This is a genomic window from Kineosporia sp. R_H_3, from assembly GCF_002198675.1.
Lineage (GTDB): Bacteria > Actinomycetota > Actinomycetes > Actinomycetales > Kineosporiaceae > R-H-3.
In genome coordinates this window covers 77,172-95,875 of record NZ_MWLL01000160.1, presented here as the reverse complement: position 1 = coordinate 95,875, position 18,704 = coordinate 77,172, and the positions used below count along the sequence as shown (strand labels likewise).

At 75.4% G+C, this 18,704-nt stretch carries 16 protein-coding genes; 5 read left to right on the top strand and 11 right to left on the bottom strand.

Going from position 1 to position 18,704, the window contains the following annotated elements:
* Positions 1-256: 256 nt before the first annotated feature.
* Positions 257-991 carry a hypothetical protein gene (locus tag ECOMGDLI_RS17065; RefSeq protein WP_088318054.1) on the top strand — a complete coding sequence of 245 codons (735 nt, stop codon included), beginning with the start codon at positions 257-259 and terminating at the stop codon, positions 989-991.
* An 18-nt stretch (positions 992-1,009) separates the two neighbouring features.
* On the opposite strand, the gene ECOMGDLI_RS17060 is transcribed toward ECOMGDLI_RS17065, so the two are convergent.
* From ECOMGDLI_RS17060 to ECOMGDLI_RS17030, 7 genes are read right to left on the bottom strand one after another with little or no spacing between them, the layout of a single operon-like run.
* Positions 1,010-2,578 (bottom strand): nickel-dependent hydrogenase large subunit, encoded by a 1,569-nt coding sequence (locus tag ECOMGDLI_RS17060; RefSeq protein WP_198954939.1) that lies wholly within the window; start codon positions 2,576-2,578, stop codon positions 1,010-1,012.
* Positions 2,575-4,077 carry a proton-conducting transporter membrane subunit gene (locus tag ECOMGDLI_RS17055; RefSeq protein WP_088318052.1) on the bottom strand — a complete coding sequence of 501 codons (1,503 nt, stop codon included), beginning with the start codon at positions 4,075-4,077 and terminating at the stop codon, positions 2,575-2,577. The genes ECOMGDLI_RS17060 and ECOMGDLI_RS17055 overlap by 4 nt, the downstream gene beginning before the upstream one ends.
* Positions 4,077-4,763 carry a hypothetical protein gene (locus ECOMGDLI_RS17050; protein ID WP_088318051.1) on the bottom strand — a complete coding sequence of 229 codons (687 nt, stop codon included), beginning with the start codon at positions 4,761-4,763 and terminating at the stop codon, positions 4,077-4,079. Before ECOMGDLI_RS17050 ends, ECOMGDLI_RS17055 begins: the two co-directional genes overlap by 1 nt.
* Positions 4,764-4,776: 13 nt before the next feature.
* Positions 4,777-5,721 (bottom strand): respiratory chain complex I subunit 1 family protein, encoded by a 945-nt coding sequence (locus ECOMGDLI_RS17045; RefSeq protein ID WP_088318066.1) that lies wholly within the window; start codon positions 5,719-5,721, stop codon positions 4,777-4,779.
* Between the two features lie 14 nt (positions 5,722-5,735).
* Positions 5,736-7,787 (bottom strand): proton-conducting transporter membrane subunit, encoded by a 2,052-nt coding sequence (locus ECOMGDLI_RS17040; RefSeq protein ID WP_088318050.1) that lies wholly within the window; start codon positions 7,785-7,787, stop codon positions 5,736-5,738.
* Positions 7,784-8,278: an NADH-quinone oxidoreductase subunit NuoB gene (locus tag ECOMGDLI_RS17035; RefSeq protein WP_088318065.1), complete on the bottom strand. Its 495-nt coding sequence runs from the start codon at positions 8,276-8,278 to the stop codon at positions 7,784-7,786. Before ECOMGDLI_RS17035 ends, ECOMGDLI_RS17040 begins: the two co-directional genes overlap by 4 nt.
* Before the next feature lie 2 nt (positions 8,279-8,280).
* Positions 8,281-8,613 (bottom strand): metalloregulator ArsR/SmtB family transcription factor, encoded by a 333-nt coding sequence (locus tag ECOMGDLI_RS17030; protein ID WP_088318064.1) that lies wholly within the window; start codon positions 8,611-8,613, stop codon positions 8,281-8,283.
* Positions 8,614-8,705: 92 nt separating this feature from the next.
* On the opposite strand from ECOMGDLI_RS17030, the gene ECOMGDLI_RS17025 reads away from it, so the two are divergent.
* Positions 8,706-9,872 (top strand): CaiB/BaiF CoA-transferase family protein, encoded by a 1,167-nt coding sequence (locus ECOMGDLI_RS17025; protein ID WP_088318049.1) that lies wholly within the window; start codon positions 8,706-8,708, stop codon positions 9,870-9,872.
* Here ECOMGDLI_RS17025 and ECOMGDLI_RS17020 read toward each other — a convergent pair.
* The 3 genes from ECOMGDLI_RS17020 to ECOMGDLI_RS17010 all read right to left on the bottom strand — a co-directional run bounded on the left by ECOMGDLI_RS17020 (position 9,832) and on the right by ECOMGDLI_RS17010 (position 12,109).
* The gene (locus ECOMGDLI_RS17020; RefSeq protein ID WP_088318048.1) at positions 9,832-10,767 is read right to left on the bottom strand and encodes an LLM class F420-dependent oxidoreductase; all 936 of its coding nucleotides are present in this window, start codon (positions 10,765-10,767) and stop codon (positions 9,832-9,834) included. The two genes, ECOMGDLI_RS17025 and ECOMGDLI_RS17020, sit on opposite strands and share 41 nt — an antisense overlap.
* Entirely contained in the window at positions 10,764-11,690 is a 927-nt protein-coding gene (locus ECOMGDLI_RS17015) for an HD domain-containing protein (protein WP_088318047.1), read from the bottom strand. Before ECOMGDLI_RS17015 ends, ECOMGDLI_RS17020 begins: the two co-directional genes overlap by 4 nt.
* Before the next feature lie 158 nt (positions 11,691-11,848).
* On the bottom strand, positions 11,849-12,109 hold the full coding sequence (locus ECOMGDLI_RS17010; protein ID WP_088318046.1) for a three-helix bundle dimerization domain-containing protein: 261 nt from the start codon (positions 12,107-12,109) through the stop codon (positions 11,849-11,851).
* Between the two features lie 204 nt (positions 12,110-12,313).
* Between ECOMGDLI_RS17010 and ECOMGDLI_RS17005 the strand changes: the two genes are divergently transcribed.
* Positions 12,314-12,940, top strand: a complete 627-nt coding sequence (locus ECOMGDLI_RS17005; protein WP_088318045.1) for an acyltransferase — start codon at positions 12,314-12,316, stop codon at positions 12,938-12,940.
* Positions 12,941-12,956: 16 nt separating this feature from the next.
* Here the strand turns inward: ECOMGDLI_RS17005 and ECOMGDLI_RS17000 are convergent, their stop codons facing one another.
* The gene (locus ECOMGDLI_RS17000) at positions 12,957-14,249 is read right to left on the bottom strand and encodes a nucleotide sugar dehydrogenase (protein ID WP_088318044.1); all 1,293 of its coding nucleotides are present in this window, start codon (positions 14,247-14,249) and stop codon (positions 12,957-12,959) included.
* A gap of 297 nt (positions 14,250-14,546) precedes the next feature.
* On the opposite strand from ECOMGDLI_RS17000, the gene wecB reads away from it, so the two are divergent.
* Positions 14,547-15,617, top strand: coding sequence for a non-hydrolyzing UDP-N-acetylglucosamine 2-epimerase (gene wecB / locus ECOMGDLI_RS16995; RefSeq protein ID WP_088318043.1), 1,071 nt, complete (start codon positions 14,547-14,549; stop codon positions 15,615-15,617).
* Entirely contained in the window at positions 15,614-18,700 is a 3,087-nt protein-coding gene (locus tag ECOMGDLI_RS16990) for a glycosyltransferase (RefSeq protein WP_088318042.1), read from the top strand. Before wecB ends, ECOMGDLI_RS16990 begins: the two co-directional genes overlap by 4 nt.
* Positions 18,701-18,704 lie beyond the last annotated feature (4 nt).

Genomic DNA, 18,704 nt, shown 5'->3' with positions numbered 1-18,704 from the left:
CCCGGCCTGCAGGTCGTGCACCGGCATCGACCCGTCCGAGACCACGTGAGCAGCAGGCACCGCGGCGTCCGGCTCACTGCCGGGCACCTCGCCCCACGTCTGCTCGTCCCTGCTCACAACAAGAACACTAGGGACAGGGTCCGACAGTCTGACCCTCGCGAGACACGTTCCAGCGCAACAACTTTGCGTGAGTCAGCGTCACTCACGATCGGCGATACGCTGCACCCCACCGCGCCCCCGAGCGAAGGAGCGACCGATGCACATCGAGCCGACGGGCGCGCGTGAGCGCGACGAGGCCGAGCTGGACGCACTCTTCGCCGAGGGCTTCCCCGCGTTCATCACCGCGGACCCGAGCGTGAAGCCGGTCATCGGCCGCGCCCGGGAGTACTTCCCGCACCTCGACATCATGCTGCTCGACGGCGACCCGGGCGTCCCCGTCGCGACCGGCTGGGGAGTGCCGCTGACGTGGGACGGCGAGCCGTCCACGCTGCCGCAGACGTTCGGCGGACTGCTGCGCCGGGCCGTCGAGGGGCACGAGGCCGGCACGGCTGCGGACACGTTCGCGCTGTGCGGCGTCGTGGTGCACCCGGGGCACAAGGGAACCGGGGGCGCGTCCGCGCTCGTCGAGGCACTCGTCGGGCTCGGGGCGGCGAACGGCCTGGGCCGGGTCGTCGCCCCGCTGCGGCCGACGCTGAAGCACCGCTACCCGTTGATCCCGATCGAGCAGTACGTGACGTGGGTCCGCTCCGACGGGCTGCCGTTCGACCCCTGGCTGCGCCTGCACCACCGCCTCGGCGGTCGCGTCGTCGCGCTCGCCCCGGCGGCCCAGACGATGGTGGGCACCGTCGCGCAGTGGGAGGCCTGGACCGGCCTCGAGCTGGCAGGATCCGGCGACCACGTCATCCCCGACGGGCTCGCGCCGCTGCACGTCGACCTGGACGCCGGCACCGGCACCTACGTCGAGCCGAACATCTGGGTCCGGCACCGGTAGCCCGGCCGGGCCGGCGGATCAGAGGTCGTTGCCCGCGTACGACTGGTTGAAGCTCTTGTTGGCCAACGGGAAGTCCGGGACGATCGTGTCCGCGAGCGCGACCGGCAGCGCCGGCCAGTTCATGAACGACGGGTCGACGACCTTCACCCGCACCAGGCGACCGTCGGCGCCCACCGTCACACGGTGGCAGAGCAGTCCCCGCCAGGCCTCGACCACCCCCAGACCCCGCGTGACGCGTTGCGGTGCAGCGGGTCTCGGACCGGCCGACGCCCCGGGGCCGCCGCCCGCGAGCACCTCGGTGGCCGCGACGACGAACCGCGCGGACGCCTCGACCTCCCGGGCCCGCACCGTGAACCGCGCGAGCACGTCCCCCTCGGCGTCGACGACCGCGTCGGGCGCACCGCCGGGCAGCACGGCCGGGTCGACGAACGGGTGGTCCCGCCGGGCGTCGACGTCGACGCCGCTGGCGCGGGCGACGTAGCCGAGCACTCCCATCCGCACCGCGTCCTCACGCCCGAGCACCGCGGTGCCGACGAGGCGGTCGAGCACCATGGGGTGCTCGAGGGCGAGCCGGACCACGTCGGCGACGTCCGCCGCCGCAGCCCGCACGAGTCCCGCGTCGGGCAGCGCGACGACGTCCGCCCCGCCGACCCGGACGCCGCCGCGCAGCAGCCGGTGGCCGGTCACGGAGTCGTTGAGCCGCAACAGGTTCTCCCGGACCCGCTGGAGGTGCACGTTGGCCAGTCCGAAGGCGACGTCGTTGAGGATCATCCCGAGGTCCGCGGCATGGTTGTGCATGCGCTCGAGCTCGAGGAGCAGGGCGCGCACGAGCCTGTCCCGCGGCGGCACGACGAGCCCGAGCGCTTCCTCGCACGCGAGCGCGTACGCCAGGGTGTGACCGACGGCCGTGTCACCGCTGATCCGTTCGGCGAGAACGACCCCGTCGTCCGGCGTCCGGCCCTCGAAGAGCCTCTCGACCCCCCGGTGGAGGTACCACAGGCGCGCCTTCATCCGGACGATCGTCTCCCCGACGACCGAGAACCGGAAGTGCCCCGGCTCGATGAGCCCGGCGTGCACCGGCCCGACCGGGATCTCGTAGACCCCGTCGCCGCCGACCTCGAGGAACGGGAACGCGCTGAGGTCCTCACCGAAGTCCGGGACGACGTCCGTCTGCGCCGAGCGCTCCCCGAGGAGCGGGTGCCACGCCCTCGGCCAGTGCGCGTGCCGCACGAGCCGTCGCGGCAGCGGGTGGTCGCGCGGTTCGACCCCGAACAGGTCGCGGATCTCGCGCTCGAACCGGCCCCCCGGGTACGACTGGTCGGCGATCGTCGGTACCCAGGCGTCGTCCGTCGACACCTCGAGCGTCAGCTCGACCCGGCTCTCCTGCGCACCGTGGTCCGGACCGCCGGCGGGGCGGGCGAGCACGTACCCCAGCCGGACGGCTCCCGGCGCGTTCTCCGCGACCACCATGAGCATCCGGTGCCCGTCCGCGAGCAGGGCCGCGACGTCGGCCCGGAGCGTCGCCCGCGTCGTCGGGCGGGTCATGACCGGCTGCGGGAGAAGAGGTCCGGTGGGTGTCGCGCTCACGGGGCACCTCCGAGGACGGCGACGACGGAGTCCAGCGTGCCGGCCAGCGGGGTCGCCATGACCAGCAGGCACGCGGCGGTCAGTGCGAGCACGACGGGCACCAGCGGTGCCGTCAACGCCTCCGTCGCCGCAGCAACGGCTTCGGGCGGGCCGGCGGGCTCCGGGCGCGCCCCGAGGGTCATGGCCATGACGGCACGCCCCATGCCGACGAACACGACGAGGAGCAGCACGAGGACGATCGCCATCGCCCAGCCGTACCCGGCGCGCAGACCCGCGACGACGAGCGCCGCCTCGGTGAGGAACAGCCCGGACGGCGGCAGGCCCAGGAGCGTGACGGCACCGGCGAGGAACGGGATGCCGACCCGGGGGGCGCTGCGCACCAGGCCGTGGACGTCGGCGATCGTCGTCGTCCGCTCGACGGCGAGCACCCGGCCTGCCATGACGAACGTGCTCGCCTTGGCCAGGCCGTGCACGAGCAGGTGGACGAGCATCGCCGCGAGGGCGAGCCGGCCACCGACCGCCGCGGCGACCGCGACGAGCCCCATGTGCTCGATGCTCGAGTAGGCGAGCATCCGTTTGACGTCCCGCTGGGTGACGACGAGCACCGCCGCGACGAGCAGCGAGAGCAGCCCGCCGACGAGCAGCAGTGTCCGGACGGCGGTGCCGTCGAGGAGCACCGCGTCGAGCCGCTGGATCCGGAGCACGGCGCCGAACGCGACCGCGAGGAGGACGCCGGACATGAGCCCGGAGACCGGCGCGGGTGCCTGGCTGTGCGCGTCGGGGAGCCAGGCGTGCATCGGGGCGAGGCCGGCCTTCGTGGCGAAGCCGAGCGCCGCGAGCAGCAGCCCCATCCGTGCGACCGTCGGGTCGACCGCCGGGCGGTCGGTGACGAGCCGGACCCACGACAGCGTGGGGTCGCCGGCGGCCCGGGTCGCCGCGTAGAGGAGCACGAGGCCCAGGAACGCGATGCCGACGCCGACCGAGGCGAGGACGACGTACTTCCAGGCCGCCTCGACGGCCCGCCGGCCACCGGCGAAGCCGACGAGGAAGGCCGTCGTGATGGTCGTGCCCTCGACGGCGACCCACGTGACGCCGAGGTCGTCGGCGACGACCGCGAGGACCATCGCCGCGAGGAACAGGCAGACGAGCGCGGTGTACCGGCCGCCGCGGCGCGAGCGGGCCCGCGCGGGGCTGAGCCCGCCCCACGTCGCCGTGAGGGCGACCGCCCCGACGACGACGAGCAGGTACCCGGCGAGCGGGTCGACGCGGAGCAGGCCGCCGGCGGTGACCACCGCGGCGCCGCCGTCCGCGACCCCGGCCAGGAGCGCGACCCCGCAGAGCAGCACGACGGACGACGCGACGACGTCCGCGACCAGCACGACCGCCCGGCGGCGCAGCAGGAGCACGGCGAGCGCGCACAGCGCGGGCCCGAGGAGCGCGACCCAGACGAGCGCGACACCGAGCGGGGCAGTGAGCGGAGAGGCGAGGACGGCGGCCATCAGTCGTGCAGCTCCCTCAGCTGGTCGAGGTCCGTGCCGCCCGGGGCGCCCGCACCGAACGCCGTGTCGATCCTCGACCCGAGGACCTGGAGGACGAGGACGACGAGGAGGACGTCGAGGGAGACGCCGAGCTCGACGACGAGCGGGACGCCGCCCGTCGCGAGGAAGGCCGTCGTCGCGATCCCGTTGTCCAGCACGAGGAACCCGACGAGCTGCGACTGCGAGCGCCGGCCTGTCGCGAGGAGCGCGAAGCCGACGAGGACGAGCGCGAACCCGACGGGGAGGGCCTGCCCGGTCGCCCCGGTGACGACCCGGGCCACCGGCCGGGCGGCGAGGTACGCGACGACGACGAGCCCGGCCGCGCCGAGCAGGAGCGGCACCCGGCTGCGGCCACGGACGACGGCGGGACGGACGACGGGCCGGGCGACGGCCGCTCGGGCAGGATCGGGCCGGGCCGTCCGCCCCGGACGCCGGACGACGAGCGTCGGCAGCACGACCCCCTTGAGCACGGCGACGAGCAGCGCCACGAGCCACAGCACGGGTTCGCCCTCCGCGACCCCGATGACGGCGACGAGCCCGGCGAGCGCGAACCCCTGCACCGCGAGCGGCCCGCGCGGCGAGCTCGCCGGACCGCGCCAGGCGAGGAGCACGGCCGTGAGCAGCTCCAGGCCGGCGAGGACCGCCACCGCCTGGCTCGCGTCACCCGATGACATAGGAACCCGTCACGGCGAGGAAGGCGAGCACGAACGACCCGGTGAGCAGCTCCGGCACCCGGAACAGCCTGAGCTTGGCCATGAACACCTCTGCGGTGGCGAGCAGGACGCCGGACACCGCGGTCTTGACGACGACCGCGACGACGCCGACGGCGAGGGCCGGCAGACCCGGGCCGTCGCCCGCCGTCGCGACGCCCCACGGGACGACGAGGTTCGCGACGAGCGCGAGGAGCACGGACAGCCGCAGCCAGGAGCCGAGCTCGACGGCGGCGAGGTCGCGGCCCGACGACTCGAGCACCATCGCCTCGTGGACCATGGTCAGCTCGAGGTGCGTCGAGGGGTTGTCGACGGGGATCCGCGCGGTCTCCGCGACGACGGCGATCGCGAGCGCGACGACGGCGAGCACCCCGGCGGGGGCGACGACGCGGCCCGGGTCGGCGAGCCGGCCCTCGACGATCGGCCCGAGCGCCGTCGAGCCGACCGGCACGGACAGCGCGTACACGGCCAGCAGCACCGTCGGCTCGACGAGGGCGGCGATCGTCAGGTGCCGGCTCGACCCCATGCCGCCGAAGGCGGAGCCCGCGTCGAGGCCGAGCAGGCCGAGGGCGACGGTCCCGACGAGGAGCACGGACACGACGACGAACAGGTCCGCGGGCAGCCGGGCCGGCCCCGCGGTGGTGACCGTCGGCACGAGGGCGGCGAGCAGCAGCCCGGAACCGAGGACGACGACGGGCGCCACCCAGGCGACGACCGTGGAGCCGTTCGCCTGCAACGGCTCCTTGCGCGCGAGCTTGACGAGGTCGCGCCAGGGCTGGAGCAGCCCTTGGCCGACCCGGCCCTCCCAGCGGGCGCGCACCTGGCGCAGCACCCCGACGAGGAACGGCGCGGCCACGACGACGACGACCGTCTGGAGCACGACGGCGACCACCACGCGCACCTCGCCGCTCACCGGGCCGCCAGCCCGAGGACGACGACGAACGTCGCGAACGACCAGGCGAGGTAGCGGTGCACGCTGCCGTTGTGCAGCGCGCGGCCGGCGTCGCCGACCCGGGCCGCGGCACGCAGCAGCGGGCGGTACCCGTGCTCCTCGAACACGTCCCGGACCCGCTGCCGGAACGACATCGCACGGACGACATAGGGCGCGTCCGCGGTCGTCGTCGCGACCGAGCGGCTCACCCCCAGCGGCGCGTCGAAGATGCGCACGAGCGGTTCGGCGTAGGAGGTCGCCGTGTACTGCATCCGAGGGCTGACCCGGGCACCGCCGCACCCCCAGCCCAGCTCGACCGCCCGGCGCGCGGCGCGGCGGCGCAGCCGGGCCACGACGCCGGCGACGACGACGAGCGCGGCCAGGGTCGCCAGGCTCAGAGCGAGCGGGTCGAGGACCGGGACGAGCCCGTCAGCACCGGCCGCGGCACCGCCCACGGCACCGGGGGCGGCGGCGACGCCACCCAGCCGGACGCCTGCGGCGAGCGTCGTGCCCGCGGCGGTGACGCCGTCCACGCCGAGCGCCCGGACGGCCGCCGTGGCCATCGGCCCGGGGACGAGCCCGAGACCGAGGACGGCGAGGGCGCCGAGTGCGGCGGCGACCCGCTCGGCGCGACCGACCTCGTGCGCGGCCGCCGCCCCGTCGCTGCGCGGCCGGCCGAGGAACGCGATCCCGAACGCCTTGGTGAAGGTCATGAGCGCCAGCCCGGCGGTGAGCGCGACGACCGTGACCGCGAGCGCGGAGACGAGTCCGAGCCGGGGGTCGGCGGGGCCGCCGGCGTGGACGAGCGCCTGGAGCAGCGTCCACTCCGCGACGAACCCGGCGGTCACGGGCAGACCCGCGGCGCCGAGGGCGGCGACGCCGAACGCACCGCACGTCCAGGGCATCGTGCGGCCGAGGCCGCCGAGCCGGTCGAGGTCCCGCAGACCCGTGGCGTGCAGCACCGATCCCGCGGTGAGGAAGAGGACGGACTTCGCCGCGGCGTGCCCGGACGTGAGCAGCAGCGCGGCGACGAGCAGCACGTGGCCGGTCGCGACGTCCCCGCGGGCCGTCGTCACCTGCGCGGCGCCGACGGCGACGAGGATGAGGCCGACGTTCTCGGTCGTCGAGTACGCGAGCAGCCGCTTGAGGTCGGCGGCGACACCCGCCTGGAGGATCCCGAAGACGGCGGACACCGACCCGACGACGAGCAGCACGAGCCCCCACCACGACGGACCGGCGGGGAACAGCCGGACGACGACGAGCAGCACCCCGTAGACGCCCGCCTTGACCATCGCCGCGCTCATGAGCGCACTCACGTGGCTCGGCGCCTCGGGGTGCGCGCGGGGCAGCCAGACGTGCACCGGCACCGCGCCCGCCTTGGTGACGAACCCGAGCAGCAGCAGGCCGACCCCGAGCCCGGTGGCCCCGGCGTCCGGGGCGAGCCGGGCGAGGTCCGCCCACGCGGTGCCGCCCGCGGCCGACGCGAGGACGGCGAACCCGCCGAGGACGAGCAGGAACGACAGTTGGGTCATCCCGGCGTACCAGAGGCCGGCACCGACGACCTCGGGGCGGTGGGCGTGGTCGGCGAGGACGAGGACGGCGGAGGCGACGGCCATGACCTCCCAGGCGAGGAGGAACGCGACGACGTCCGCCGCGGCCATCACGCCGAGCAGCCCGAGGACGAAGAGCGGGTAGGCGACCCAGGCCGTCCGGGAGGCGGCGGTGCCGCGGGCACCGTCGAGTGCCCAGACCGAGGCGAGCACCGTGACCGCGCCGACGAGCACGAGGAACGCACCGCCGAGCCGGTCCGGTGCGTAGCGCGCACCGACGCCGGGCAGGACGGTGCCCACGACGAGACCCCCGGTGCCACCCGACCAGGCGAGCGCTCCGGTCCACACCGCGGCCGCCCCGACGAGCGCACCGAGCAACGGCGAGACCCGTTGCCGGGCAGCGGTTCCCAGCGCACCACCGGCGCAGGCCGCGACGAGGGCCAGCGACAGGACCGCGAGCAGCCCGAGGCGCAGGCTCATCGCCGCGTGACCGTGCGCAGGGCCTCGACGACCGCCTCCGGGCGCGGCGGGCACCCGGGGATCTCGAGGTCGACGTCGACGACGTCCTTCACCGCACCGACGACGCCGTACCCGCCGGCGAAGGCGCCGCAGTCGCGCGCGCAGTCGCCCATCGCGACGACGAGACGCGGCCGCGGCGTCGCGTCGACCGTGCGGCGCAACGGCTCGGCCATGTTGCGGGTGACGACCCCGGTGACGAGGACGACGTCCGCGTGCCGGGGCGAGGCGACGAGCCGGGCGCCGTAGCGCTCCCCGTCGTGGACCGGCCCGAAAGCCGCCGCGACCTCGATCTCGCACCCGTTGCAGGACCCCGCGTCGACGTGCCGGACCTGCACGGACCCGGCGAGGATCCCGGTGTCCGCCCGCGCCTCACCGGCAGGGCCGGCCGGCCGCGGGGCCGCGGGCTCCGCGATCCGGCCGGTGCGGCGCGCGAGGGCGAGCCAGCCGCGCAGGCTCACGGGGCACCCCCGCCGAGCTCGCTGCGCAGCTGCTCCTGGCCCGCGAGGACCGCCGCGAGGATCGCCCGCGCGGCCAGCAGCAGGTCCCGGACCTCGGTGACGCTGATCGCGTACACGACCGACCCGGCCTCGCGGCGCTGGACGACGAGACCGGCCCTGCGCAGCACGGCGAGCTGCTGGGACAGGTTGCTCTGCTCGATCTCGATCGCGTCGAGCAGCTCGTGGACGGCGTGGTCGCGCTCGCTGAGGAGCTCGAGCACCCGGATGCGGGCGGGGTGGCCGAGGGTCCGGAAGAACTCGGCCTTGGCCTGGTACAGCGGGACGGGCACGATCGCAGACATTAGCACTTGAACACTTCTTCAAGTTACGTCCGGCCCTCGGCACCTCTCGGGCCCGGGAGGACGTGAGGTTGACTGGCGGCATGCAGCCGCTCGCCGGGATCACCGTCGTCGCGTGCGAGCAGGCCGTCGCGGCGCCGTTCGCGACCCGCCAGCTCGCCGACCTCGGAGCACGGGTCATCAAGGTGGAACGCCCCGGGCGCGGGGACTTCGCGCGCGACTACGACGCCACGGTCCACGGCCAGTCGAGCCACTTCGTCTGGCTGAACCGGAGCAAGGAGTCCGTCGTCCTCGACCTCAAGGACGACGCCGACCGGGCCCGCCTGCTCGGGCTCGTCGACACGGCCGACGTCTTCGTGGAGAACCTCGCCCCGGGCGCGGCCGCCCGGCTCGGGCTCGGCGAGGCCCTCCGGGAGACCCGGCCCCGGCTCGTCACGTGCTCCGTGAGCGGGTACGGCACGGGCGGCGACCTCGAGCAGGCGAAGGCGTACGACGCGCTCATCCAGGCCGAGGCCGGGACGATCTCCGTGACGGGGACGCCCGCCGAGCCCGCAAAGGCCGGCATCCCGGTCGCCGACATCGCCGGTGGGACGGCGGCGTTCTCCGGCATCCTCGCCGCCCTGCTGCACCGCGAGCGGACCGGCGTCGGCACGCACGTCGCCGTGAGCCTGTTCGACGCCCTCGTGGAGTGGATGGGCCACCCGATGTACTACGCGCTCTACAGCGGCACGCCGCCGCCGCGGGCCGGGACCAGCCACGCGGCGATCGCGCCGTACGGGATCTTCGCCGCCGGCGACGGGACGGCGTTCATGCTGTCGGTCCAGAACGAACGCGAGTGGGCGGACTTCTGCACCCACGTCCTCGCGGACGACCCGGCGGCACCCGGCTCCGTCGCGACCGACCCCCGGTTCGCCGGCGTGGCCGCCCGGGTCGCGCACCGGGACGCCCTGCACGTCACGATCGACGCGGTCCTGCGCACGCTCGACGGTCCCGGGCTCGAGGGGCGCCTGCAGGCAGGGCGGATCGCGCACTCACGCGTGCGCGGCGTCGAGGACCTGCGCACCCACCCGCAGCTCGCCCAGCGCGACCGGTGGCGCGTCGTCCGGACCCCCGGAGGGCCGGTGGACGCCGTGCTGCCGGCGATCGGCCTCACGGGGCTCGTCCCCCGGATGGACCCGGTGCCCGCCCTCGGCGAGCACCAGGCCCTGCTCAGCCCACGAGCGGACGAAGCGTCTCACCGGCGAGGGTGACCACACCGGGCACGTGACCGTTGACGACCATGTTCACCGTGAGGCCGCCGATCCCGGCGTCGATGACATCGGTCTTCAGCTGGTCGGCGACCTGGTCCGCGGTCCCGGCGAAGATCCGCGCGCGCCGCTCCGGCGGCACCTGGGCGAGGAAGCCCTCGGCCTGCGCCGCGTTCTCGGTGATGAAGACGAACGCGAGGTAGCTCGTCTCGATCGTGCCCGGGTCACGGCCCGCCTCCTCGCACCGCTGCGCGAGAGCCGCGAGCTTGCGGGGGATGTCCTGCTTGTCGCAGATGATGTTCATGTGGTCCGCGAAGAGCGCGGCCAGCCGGAACGTCTTCTGCTCGCCCGATCCGCCGAGCATGACGGGGATCGTCGGGCGCAGCCGCGGCTCGTTCATCGCGTTCTGCACGTGGTACCACTGGCCGTCGTACGTCGGGTTCTCCCCGCGCAGCATCGGCGTGATGATGTTCAGCGCCTCCTCGAGACGCACGAAGCGGTCGGTGAAGGTGCCGAACTCGATGCCGTAGTCGAGGTGCTCGCGCTCGAACCAGCCGGCCCCGATCCCGAGGACGGCGCGACCGCCCGAGACGACGTCGAGCGTCGTCACGGTCTTCGCGAGGACCGCGGGGTTGCGGTACGTGTTGCCCGTGACGAGCGACGACAGCTGGATCGTCGACGTCGCACCCGCGAGCGCGCCGAGCGCCGTGTAGCACTCGAGCATCGGCTGGTCCGGCGTCCCGATCCCGGGCAGCTGGTAGAAGTGGTCCATCACGAGGACGGTGTCGAAACCTGCCGCCTCGGCCTCTCGGGCCTGCGCGACGACCGTCGGGAAGAGGGCGTCGACGCCCGTCCCGTAGGAGAAGTTGGGGATCTGGTATCCGAGTCGAAGGCTCACCGGCGGAGCGTAACCCGGGGCGGCTCGGCGAGAGACCCGGGGACGGACGGCGCGTCCCGGCCGAGCAGCCGGCAGGCCGTCGCGATCAGGTCGTCCCACGCCGGGTCGCAGTCGGCTGCGAGCAGCAACCGCGCGGCATGGACGGCGGCCCGGACGCGTTCGGCACGGTCCAGCCCGTCGGCGGCACCGAGCAGGGGGACCGCCTCGAGGACCTGCGCCACGACCTCGTCGTCCGGCAGCGGCCGGCTCGGCGCCAGGTACGGGTCGACGGCGTGCAGCGAGACGTCGGCGGCGCCGATCCGGTCGAGCCGGGCGGTGACCCGGGTGACGGCGTGGACGAGCCGTTCCGCGCGGCGGCGCTGCGTCTCGCAGGCGGCCGGACCGGTGGCGGGCCGTCGCAGGCGCCGCTCGCGCAGCCGGTCGAGCAGCGCCGTCCGGCGGCCGTCGGGGGTCGTCGTCTGGTCTGCGTACGTGACGACGTCGGCGAGCGTCGGCTCGGGGCGGGGCAGCCGGCCCAGCCGGGTCAGGTAGGCGTCGGCGCCGGGCAGCAGGACGGCCTCGGAATGGTGGGCGACCACCCCGGCGACGTCCGCCGGTGCACCGTGGGCACGCAGCCACTCCGCACCGTCCAGGGGGTGGAAGCCGGTGCTGCGGACCACGTCGGCGTAACCGATGTCGTGCAGCACGGTCGCACTGAGCAGGACCTCGAGCCGGTCCGGGGCCACCGTCTCGGAGGCGGTCAGCGCGACGGCCGCCGCGGTCCGCAGGTGGCGCAGGCGCTCCGGGGAGCCGGCGAGCAGGACCGCTGCGAGCCGTTCCGCGGCGACGACGTCCGGCAGCGCCCGGACGAACGCCGAGATCTCGACCGGCTCACCGGGTCGCGACCCCGTGACACCGCTCCACGACCTGCGCCGCACGCCCACCGGGTGGTCCTCCGCTCGCCCCGGGGCCGCCGTCGCGGCGCCCCCGTCCCCCATCGTCACGCCCGTCCGGATCGGGCGGAACCCGACAGCGAGGCGTGCATCCCGGTTTCACCGCCCCGTCGCCGACCGTTCACCGCGACGGCGGCGCGACCTGCGCCTCAGGCGCTGAGCGCTGCCTCGTCGGCGCCGCGCAGCGAGACCGTGTGCGACGCCCGGTCGCCGGCGTAGTCGCGGTCGAGGTCGCGCAGCTGCGCGTCCGCGGCGCGCTCGACGAGGACGGGCAGGTACGTCCGCACCCTGGCGTCCGCGTAGCTCTCGAACAGCCGGGCGACGAGACGCTCGACCGTCTGCGGCGCGAAGAGCGGGTGGCGCACCGCGAGGGTGGCCGAGAGACGGCGGATCTCCTGGTCGACGTCCATGGTGCGACCTCCGGGCGGCTGTGACATGGAACCGTTTGCAGTCTAGGCACGTGCCGTTCACCGTCGGCAGGGCGTTCAGCGAACGTTCACCAGGACGACGGCGTGGCGCCGGACACAGCACGCCGCGCGGTCGGGGCGTCCCGCTCTCATGAGCGGTCCGACCTGCCCGGAGAAGCCCGGGAACTTCCCGAGGAAGAGGGACGCATGACCGCCCCCGCGACCGCCCGCACCCGGATCCACGCCTCGGCCGAGGTCCACCCCTCCGCCAGGATCGGGGACGGCACCTCGGTGTGGCACCTGGCACAGGTCCGCGAGGACGCCGTCCTCGGCGAGGACGTCGTGGTCGGGCGAGGTGTGTACGTCGGCACCGGTGTCCGGGTGGGGTCGCGCTGCAAGATCCAGAACTACGCGCTCGTCTACGAGCCGGCCGTCCTCGAGGACGGCGTCTTCGTCGGCCCGGCGGTCGTCTTCACGAACGACCACAACCCACGGGCGGTGACCCCGGACGGCGCCCTCAAGTCGGCGTCCGACTGGGACGCCGTCGGCGTCACGGTGCGCGAGGGCGCGTCGATCGGCGCCCGTGCCGTGTGCGTCGCACCGGTGACCGTCGGCCGCTGGGCGCTCGTCGCGGCCGGCGCCGTCGTCGTCGAGGACGTGCCGGACCACGCGCTCGTCGTGGGCGTGCCCGCCCGCCGGATCGGCTGGGTGGGCCGGGCCGGCGTCCGGCTCGTCGCCGACGGCACGACGGACGACGGGCAGCGCTGGGTCTGCCCGCAGACGGCCGAGCGCTACGTCGAGGGTCCGGACGGTCTCGCGCGCGTCGACGGGTGACGCGCGGGCACCGCGGTCAGGGGGCGCCGATGACCCGCCGCGTCACGCCGCCCCACAGCGCGGGGTCGGTGACCCGGCGGCCGTCGACGAGGGTCCGCACGCCCGGCAGGTCCGCCGGGGTCAGCGCCCGGTAGCCGGCGTGGTCGGCCTGGACCACGGCCGCGTCGACGGGTGTGCCGAGCGCGTACGGCGTCAGCCCCAGCCGCTCCAGCTCGTCGTCGGAGTAGAGCGGGTCGTGGACGACCGGTTCGGCACCGCGACCGGCGAGCGCCTCGACCGTGGGGAAGACGCCGGAGAACGCGGTCTCCTTGACCCCGCCGCGGTAGGCCGCGCCGAGGACGACGACCCGCTGGCCGGCGAGGTCCCCGTGCGCCGCCTCGAGCAGGTCGACCGCATGGTCGGGCATCTCGGCGTTGGCCCGCCGGGCGGCCCGGACGACGGTCGCGTCCGGGTCGTTCCACAGGTACAGGCGCGGGTAGACCGGGATGCAGTGGCCGCCGACCGCGATGCCCGGGGTGTGGATGTGGCTGTACGGCTGGCTGTTGCTCGCCTCGACGACCTGCATGACGTCGATCCCGTGCGCGCCCGCGAACCGGGCGAACTGGTTGGCGAGCCCGATGTTCACGTCCCGGTACGTCGTCTCGGCGAGCTTGGCCATCTCGGCCGCCTCGGCGCTGCCGAGGTCCCAGACGCCGTTGCCGCGCGCCAGGTCAGGGCGCGGGTCGAAGTCGAGCACCGCCTCGTAGAACGCGGTCGCCCGGGCGGCGCCCTCGGGCGTCAGCCCGCCGACGAGCTTGGGGTACTTGCGCAGGTCGGCGAAGACCCGACCGGTGAGCACCCGCTCCGGGCTGAACACCAGGTGGAAGTCCCGCCCCTCGACGAGGCCGGACCCGTTCTCCAGCATGGGCTTCCAACGGGTCCGCGTGGTCCCGACGGGCAGCGTCGTCTCGTACGCGACGAGCGTGCCAGGGGTCAGGCACTCGGCGAGCGAGGCCGTCGCGGCGTCCATCCAGCCGAAGTCGGGCTCCGCCGTCCGCTCGTCGACGAACAGCGGCACGACGAGGACGACGGCGTCGCTGCCGGGGACGGCGTCCTTGTACTCGGTCGTCGCCCGCAGCCGGCCGGCCGCGACGTTCTCCGCGAGCAGACGCGCGAGGTCGTGCTCGCCCGGGAAGGGCTCGGTGCCGGCGTTGACGAGGTCGACGACGCGGGGGTCGACGTCGACGCCGACGACGTCGTGGCCCTTCGTGGCGAACTGGACGGCGAGCGGCAGGCCGATCTTGCCGAGTGCGACGACGGCGATCCTCACGGGGCCCCTTCGGGTCGGTGCGCCGGTACGGGCCGGCGTCCGCGTGCGCCCGGACCACGTGCCCGGACGGTGGGTCACCGTAGTGCGCCCGGACCCGTCGCAGATGAACGGGAACCGACGCCGCGGGCAATGGCGGCCGACGCCTCGGGGACGTGCCCGACTCCCCGGGGAACAGCGGACGACGTACGGGGGAACACCTGTCGACGCAACCCTTCCGGAGCAGGACGGCCCCGCCGCGCTGCCTACGCTGGAACCGGCCGGGCGCGCCCCGGAAGACCCCCGAAGGTGCCCATCCCGATGAAGATCGTCAGCGTGGTCGGAGCACGGCCCCAGTTCGTCAAGCTCGCCCCCGTCGCACGGGCGCTCGACGCGGCAGGGGCGGAGCACGTCATCGTCCACACCGGTCAGCACTACGACGCGGCGATGTCCGACGTCTTCTTCGACGACCTCGCCATCCCGGTGCCGGACGTCCACCTCGGGGTGGGTTCGCTGCGGCACGGCGCCCAGACCGGTGCGATGCTCGCGGCCCTCGAACCCGTGCTCGCCGGCAGCGACGCCGACTGGGTGCTCGTCTACGGGGACACGAACTCGACGCTCGCCGCCGCGGTCGCCGCCGTGAAGCTGCATCTGCCGGTGGCGCACCTCGAGGCCGGCCTGCGCTCGTTCAACCGCAGGATGCCCGAGGAGCACAACCGGGTCCTCACCGACCACGCCGCGGACCTCCTGCTCGCCCCGACCGGGACGGCGATGGCGCACCTCGCGTCCGAGGGCCTGTCGGCGCGCAGCGTGCTCGTCGGCGACGTCATGACCGACGTCTGCCTGCGGACGCGCGACCAGGTCGCCGACCGGCCGTCGCCGGTGCCCGAGGACCTGCGGGAGTCCGGGTACGTCGTCGCGACGGTGCACCGTGCGGAGAACACCGACGACCCGCAGCGGCTCGCCGCCGTCTGCGAGGCCCTCGCGCAGCTGCCCGTGCCGGTCCTCCTGCTCGCCCACCCGCGGCTCGTCGCCCGCGCCCGCGAGCACGGCGTCCCGCTGGACCGCGGCCGGGTCAGGGTCAGCCCGCCGCTGCCGTACCCGCAGACCGTGGCCGCCCTCGTCGGGGCCCGCGCCGTCGTCACCGACTCCGGCGGCCTGCAGAAGGAGGCGTTCCTGCTGCGGACCCCGTGCGTCACCCTGCGGACCGAGACCGAGTGGACCGAGACGGTCGACCTCGGCTGGAACGTCCTCGCCGAGCCGGCGGACCTGCCGCGGGCGCTGGCCGGCCTCGACCCCGCCCCGACGGACGCGACCCCGTACGGCGCCGGCGACGCCGCGTCGGCCGTGGCCACGGCGCTCGCCGCACGACGGGTCACGGCCCGGGTGTGACGACCAGCGACATGCACGCCGACGTGCACACCGACACGCACACCGACACGCACACCGACACGCACGCCGACGTGCGCACCGAGATGTCCGCCGGCGCCTGGCTGCGCGCGGTGGACGACGACAGGACCCGGACGGCGGCCCTGCGGCAGGCACCGTCGCTCGTCGACGGGCTGCGCCGCGAGGGCCGGCACGCGCAGGCCCTCGACGTCGTCGCCCGGGCCCTGCGCCAGGCCCGCGGCGCCGACCTGCTGGCCCGGCTCGGAGGCCAGCAGGTCCTGCTCGACCTCGACCTCACCGACACGTCCGGCGGCGCTGCCGCGGACGCCGGGGCCGCCGAGGATCCCGACCGGGCAGCGGTCCGCGCGGCCGCCCGGACGCTCGCGGACGCCGCCGACCGGGCCCTCGCCGTCGGGCGCACGGCGGCCGCCGCGGACCACCTGCTCCAAGCCCTCCACGTGCTCCTGCACCGGAGCCTGCACACCCTCGACGCTCCGTCCCCGCTCTCCCGCAAGGAGTCCGGCTGGCTCGACCCGGTGACCCGGTCCGCCGCCTACACCAGGCTGCACCTGCGCACGCCGCGCGCCACGGGCACGCCGGACGCCCGCGACCGGCCGCGGGTGCTGCTCCTGACGGACGGCAACGCGCACTTCCTCGGGGAGGTCGAGAAGGGGCTCGTCGGGGCGGGTGCCAGCGTGACCCGCCTCGACCTCTCCGGGCCGCGCGCCGACGGGGTCGTCCCGGCGCCCGCGGTCCTGGCCCGGGCCCGGTTGGGGGACCCGGCGGCGCGGGCCGCGGTGGGCGTGTCCGCCGCCGCCCCCGAGGTCGCCGCCCTCCTGGACGAGGCGGACACCGTCGTCGTGGACTGGTGCACGGCAGCAGCGGTGTGGGCGAGTCTCGTCGTCCGGCCGGGCGCCCGCCTCGTCGTCCGGCTGCACAGCGTCGAGGCGTTCTCCGTCGAGCCGCATCTCGTCGACTGGTCGCGTGTGGACGACGTCGTCCTCGTCGGCGGCCAGCTCGAGTCGCTCGTCCGGCACGTCGTCCCGGCCCTGGCACCGGCGAGGACACGGCGGGGCGGACCCCGGGTGCACGTCGTCCCGAACCCCGTCGCCCTCGACGGCCCGCCCCCGGACGGGCGCGTCCCCTCCGCCGCGGGGCCGGACGCCGCGCGCACGGTGGCGGTCGTGGGCTGGGCGCAGCCCGTCAAGGACCCGCTGTGGGCCCTCGAGGTGCTCGACGAGCTGCGGCGGCACGACCCCCGGTGGCGGCTGCTCCTCGTCGGAGCGGACTGGACCGAGCCGCAGCTGCCGCCCGGGCGCCGGTACCGGGCCGAGGTGCTGCGCCGGATCGCGGCGGCCGGGGACGCCGTGGTCCGCACGGGATGGACCGCGGACCTGCCGGAGGTGCTGCGGGACGCCGGGTACGTGCTGTCGTCGAGCCGGCGCGAGTCGCACGGAGTGGCGTTCTGCGAGGCCGTCGCCGCGGGCTGCCTGCCCGTGACGCGGGACTGGCCGGACGTCGCGGAGTTCGGCGGCGCGGCCGCGGTCTTCCCGGCCGAGTGGGTGGTCCGGTCGCCGCAGGAGGCGGCCGCCCGGGTCCTCGCCCTCGCCGCGGAACCGGACGACGTCCGCGCGCGGACCGCGGCGGAGGCGGCAGCGGTCGTCCGGGCGCGCTACGGCACGACCGCCGTCCTGCCGCGGCTGCTCGACGTCCTCGTACCGGCCGCACGCAGCGCGGCGGACGGCGTCCGGCCCGGGGACGACGCGCGGCCGCACCTCGTCTACGTCGCCATCGGCTTCCCGCCGGCGGCGAAGAGCAGCGCGTACCGGATGCGGGCCACGGCCAACCTCTTCGTCGACCGCGGCTGGGACGTCACCGTCGTGACGATCGACCGGCACGCGTGGGACCTCGAGTACGGGCTCGACCTCAGCCTCCTCGACCTCGTCGACCCGCGGGTCCGCATCGTCGAGCTCCCGCTGCGCCGCGCGGACCTCGACCCCGACGTGCGCGCGTACTCCTGGTTCCGGGCCAAGCACCCGACCCGCTGGGTCCGCCTGCGCCACCGGCTCGACACGATCCCCTTCCCGGAGAAGGTCTTCGGGCCCTGGCGGCGCACCCTCGAGCGCGGGACCGAGGCCGTCGTCCGGGACCGCCCGGCGGACCTGCTCCTGGTCTCCCCCGCCCCGTACACGACACTCGCCGTCGCCCGGCACGTCCGGCGCAGGACCGGGACGCCGTACGTCGTCGACTTCCGCGACGGCTGGTCGGTGGACGTCCTCGGCGAGGGCGAGGCCTTCGGCCCGCGCACCCGGCGGGGGCGCTGGGAGCGGCGCGTCCTCGCGGGGGCCGAGGCGGTCTGCACGGTCAACGAGCCGATCGCGGCGTTCTACCGCGAGCGGTACCCGGAGCTCGCGTCGCGGGTGCACGTGGCCCGCAACGGGTTCGACGCCGACCTCGGCACGGACCTCGCGGTCGCGCGGCGCCCGGACCCGGCGGCCGGCCTCGCGTTCGGCTACCTCGGCACGGTCAACCTCACGCCGGCCCACCTGTCGCTCGTCGTCGACGCCTGGGCGGCCGCCCGGGAGCAGGACGAGGTGCTCGCCCGCTCGACGCTGACCTTCCGCGGGCACGTCGGGGCCGGTTGGGCGGCCGGCGCCAACGGCAACGCCGCGGTCATCGCCCGGGCCGGCGTGCACGGCGTCACGTACGGCGGGCCGGTGGCGAAGGCCGACGTCGCGGCGACCTACGGCCGGTGGGACGCGCTCCTCCTCGCCCTGGCCGGAGGCCGGTTCGTGACCTCGGGAAAGGTGTACGAGTACATGGCGACGGGCCTGCCGGTGCTCTCGGCGCACGAGATGCCGCACGCCGCGCAGGACGTCCTCGAGGGGTACCCGCTGTGGGTCCGGCCGCCGGCGCTCACGGTGGAGGCGCTGCGCGACGGGTTCGTCGAGACCGCGCGGCGGGTCCTGTCGGCGTCCGAGGACGACCGGGCCGCGGCCCGCGACCACGCGAGCCGGTTCGAGCGCAGCCTGCAGCTCGACCCGGTCGTCGCGATGCTCGACGACCGGTTCGGAGCGGTCCGGTGAGCCC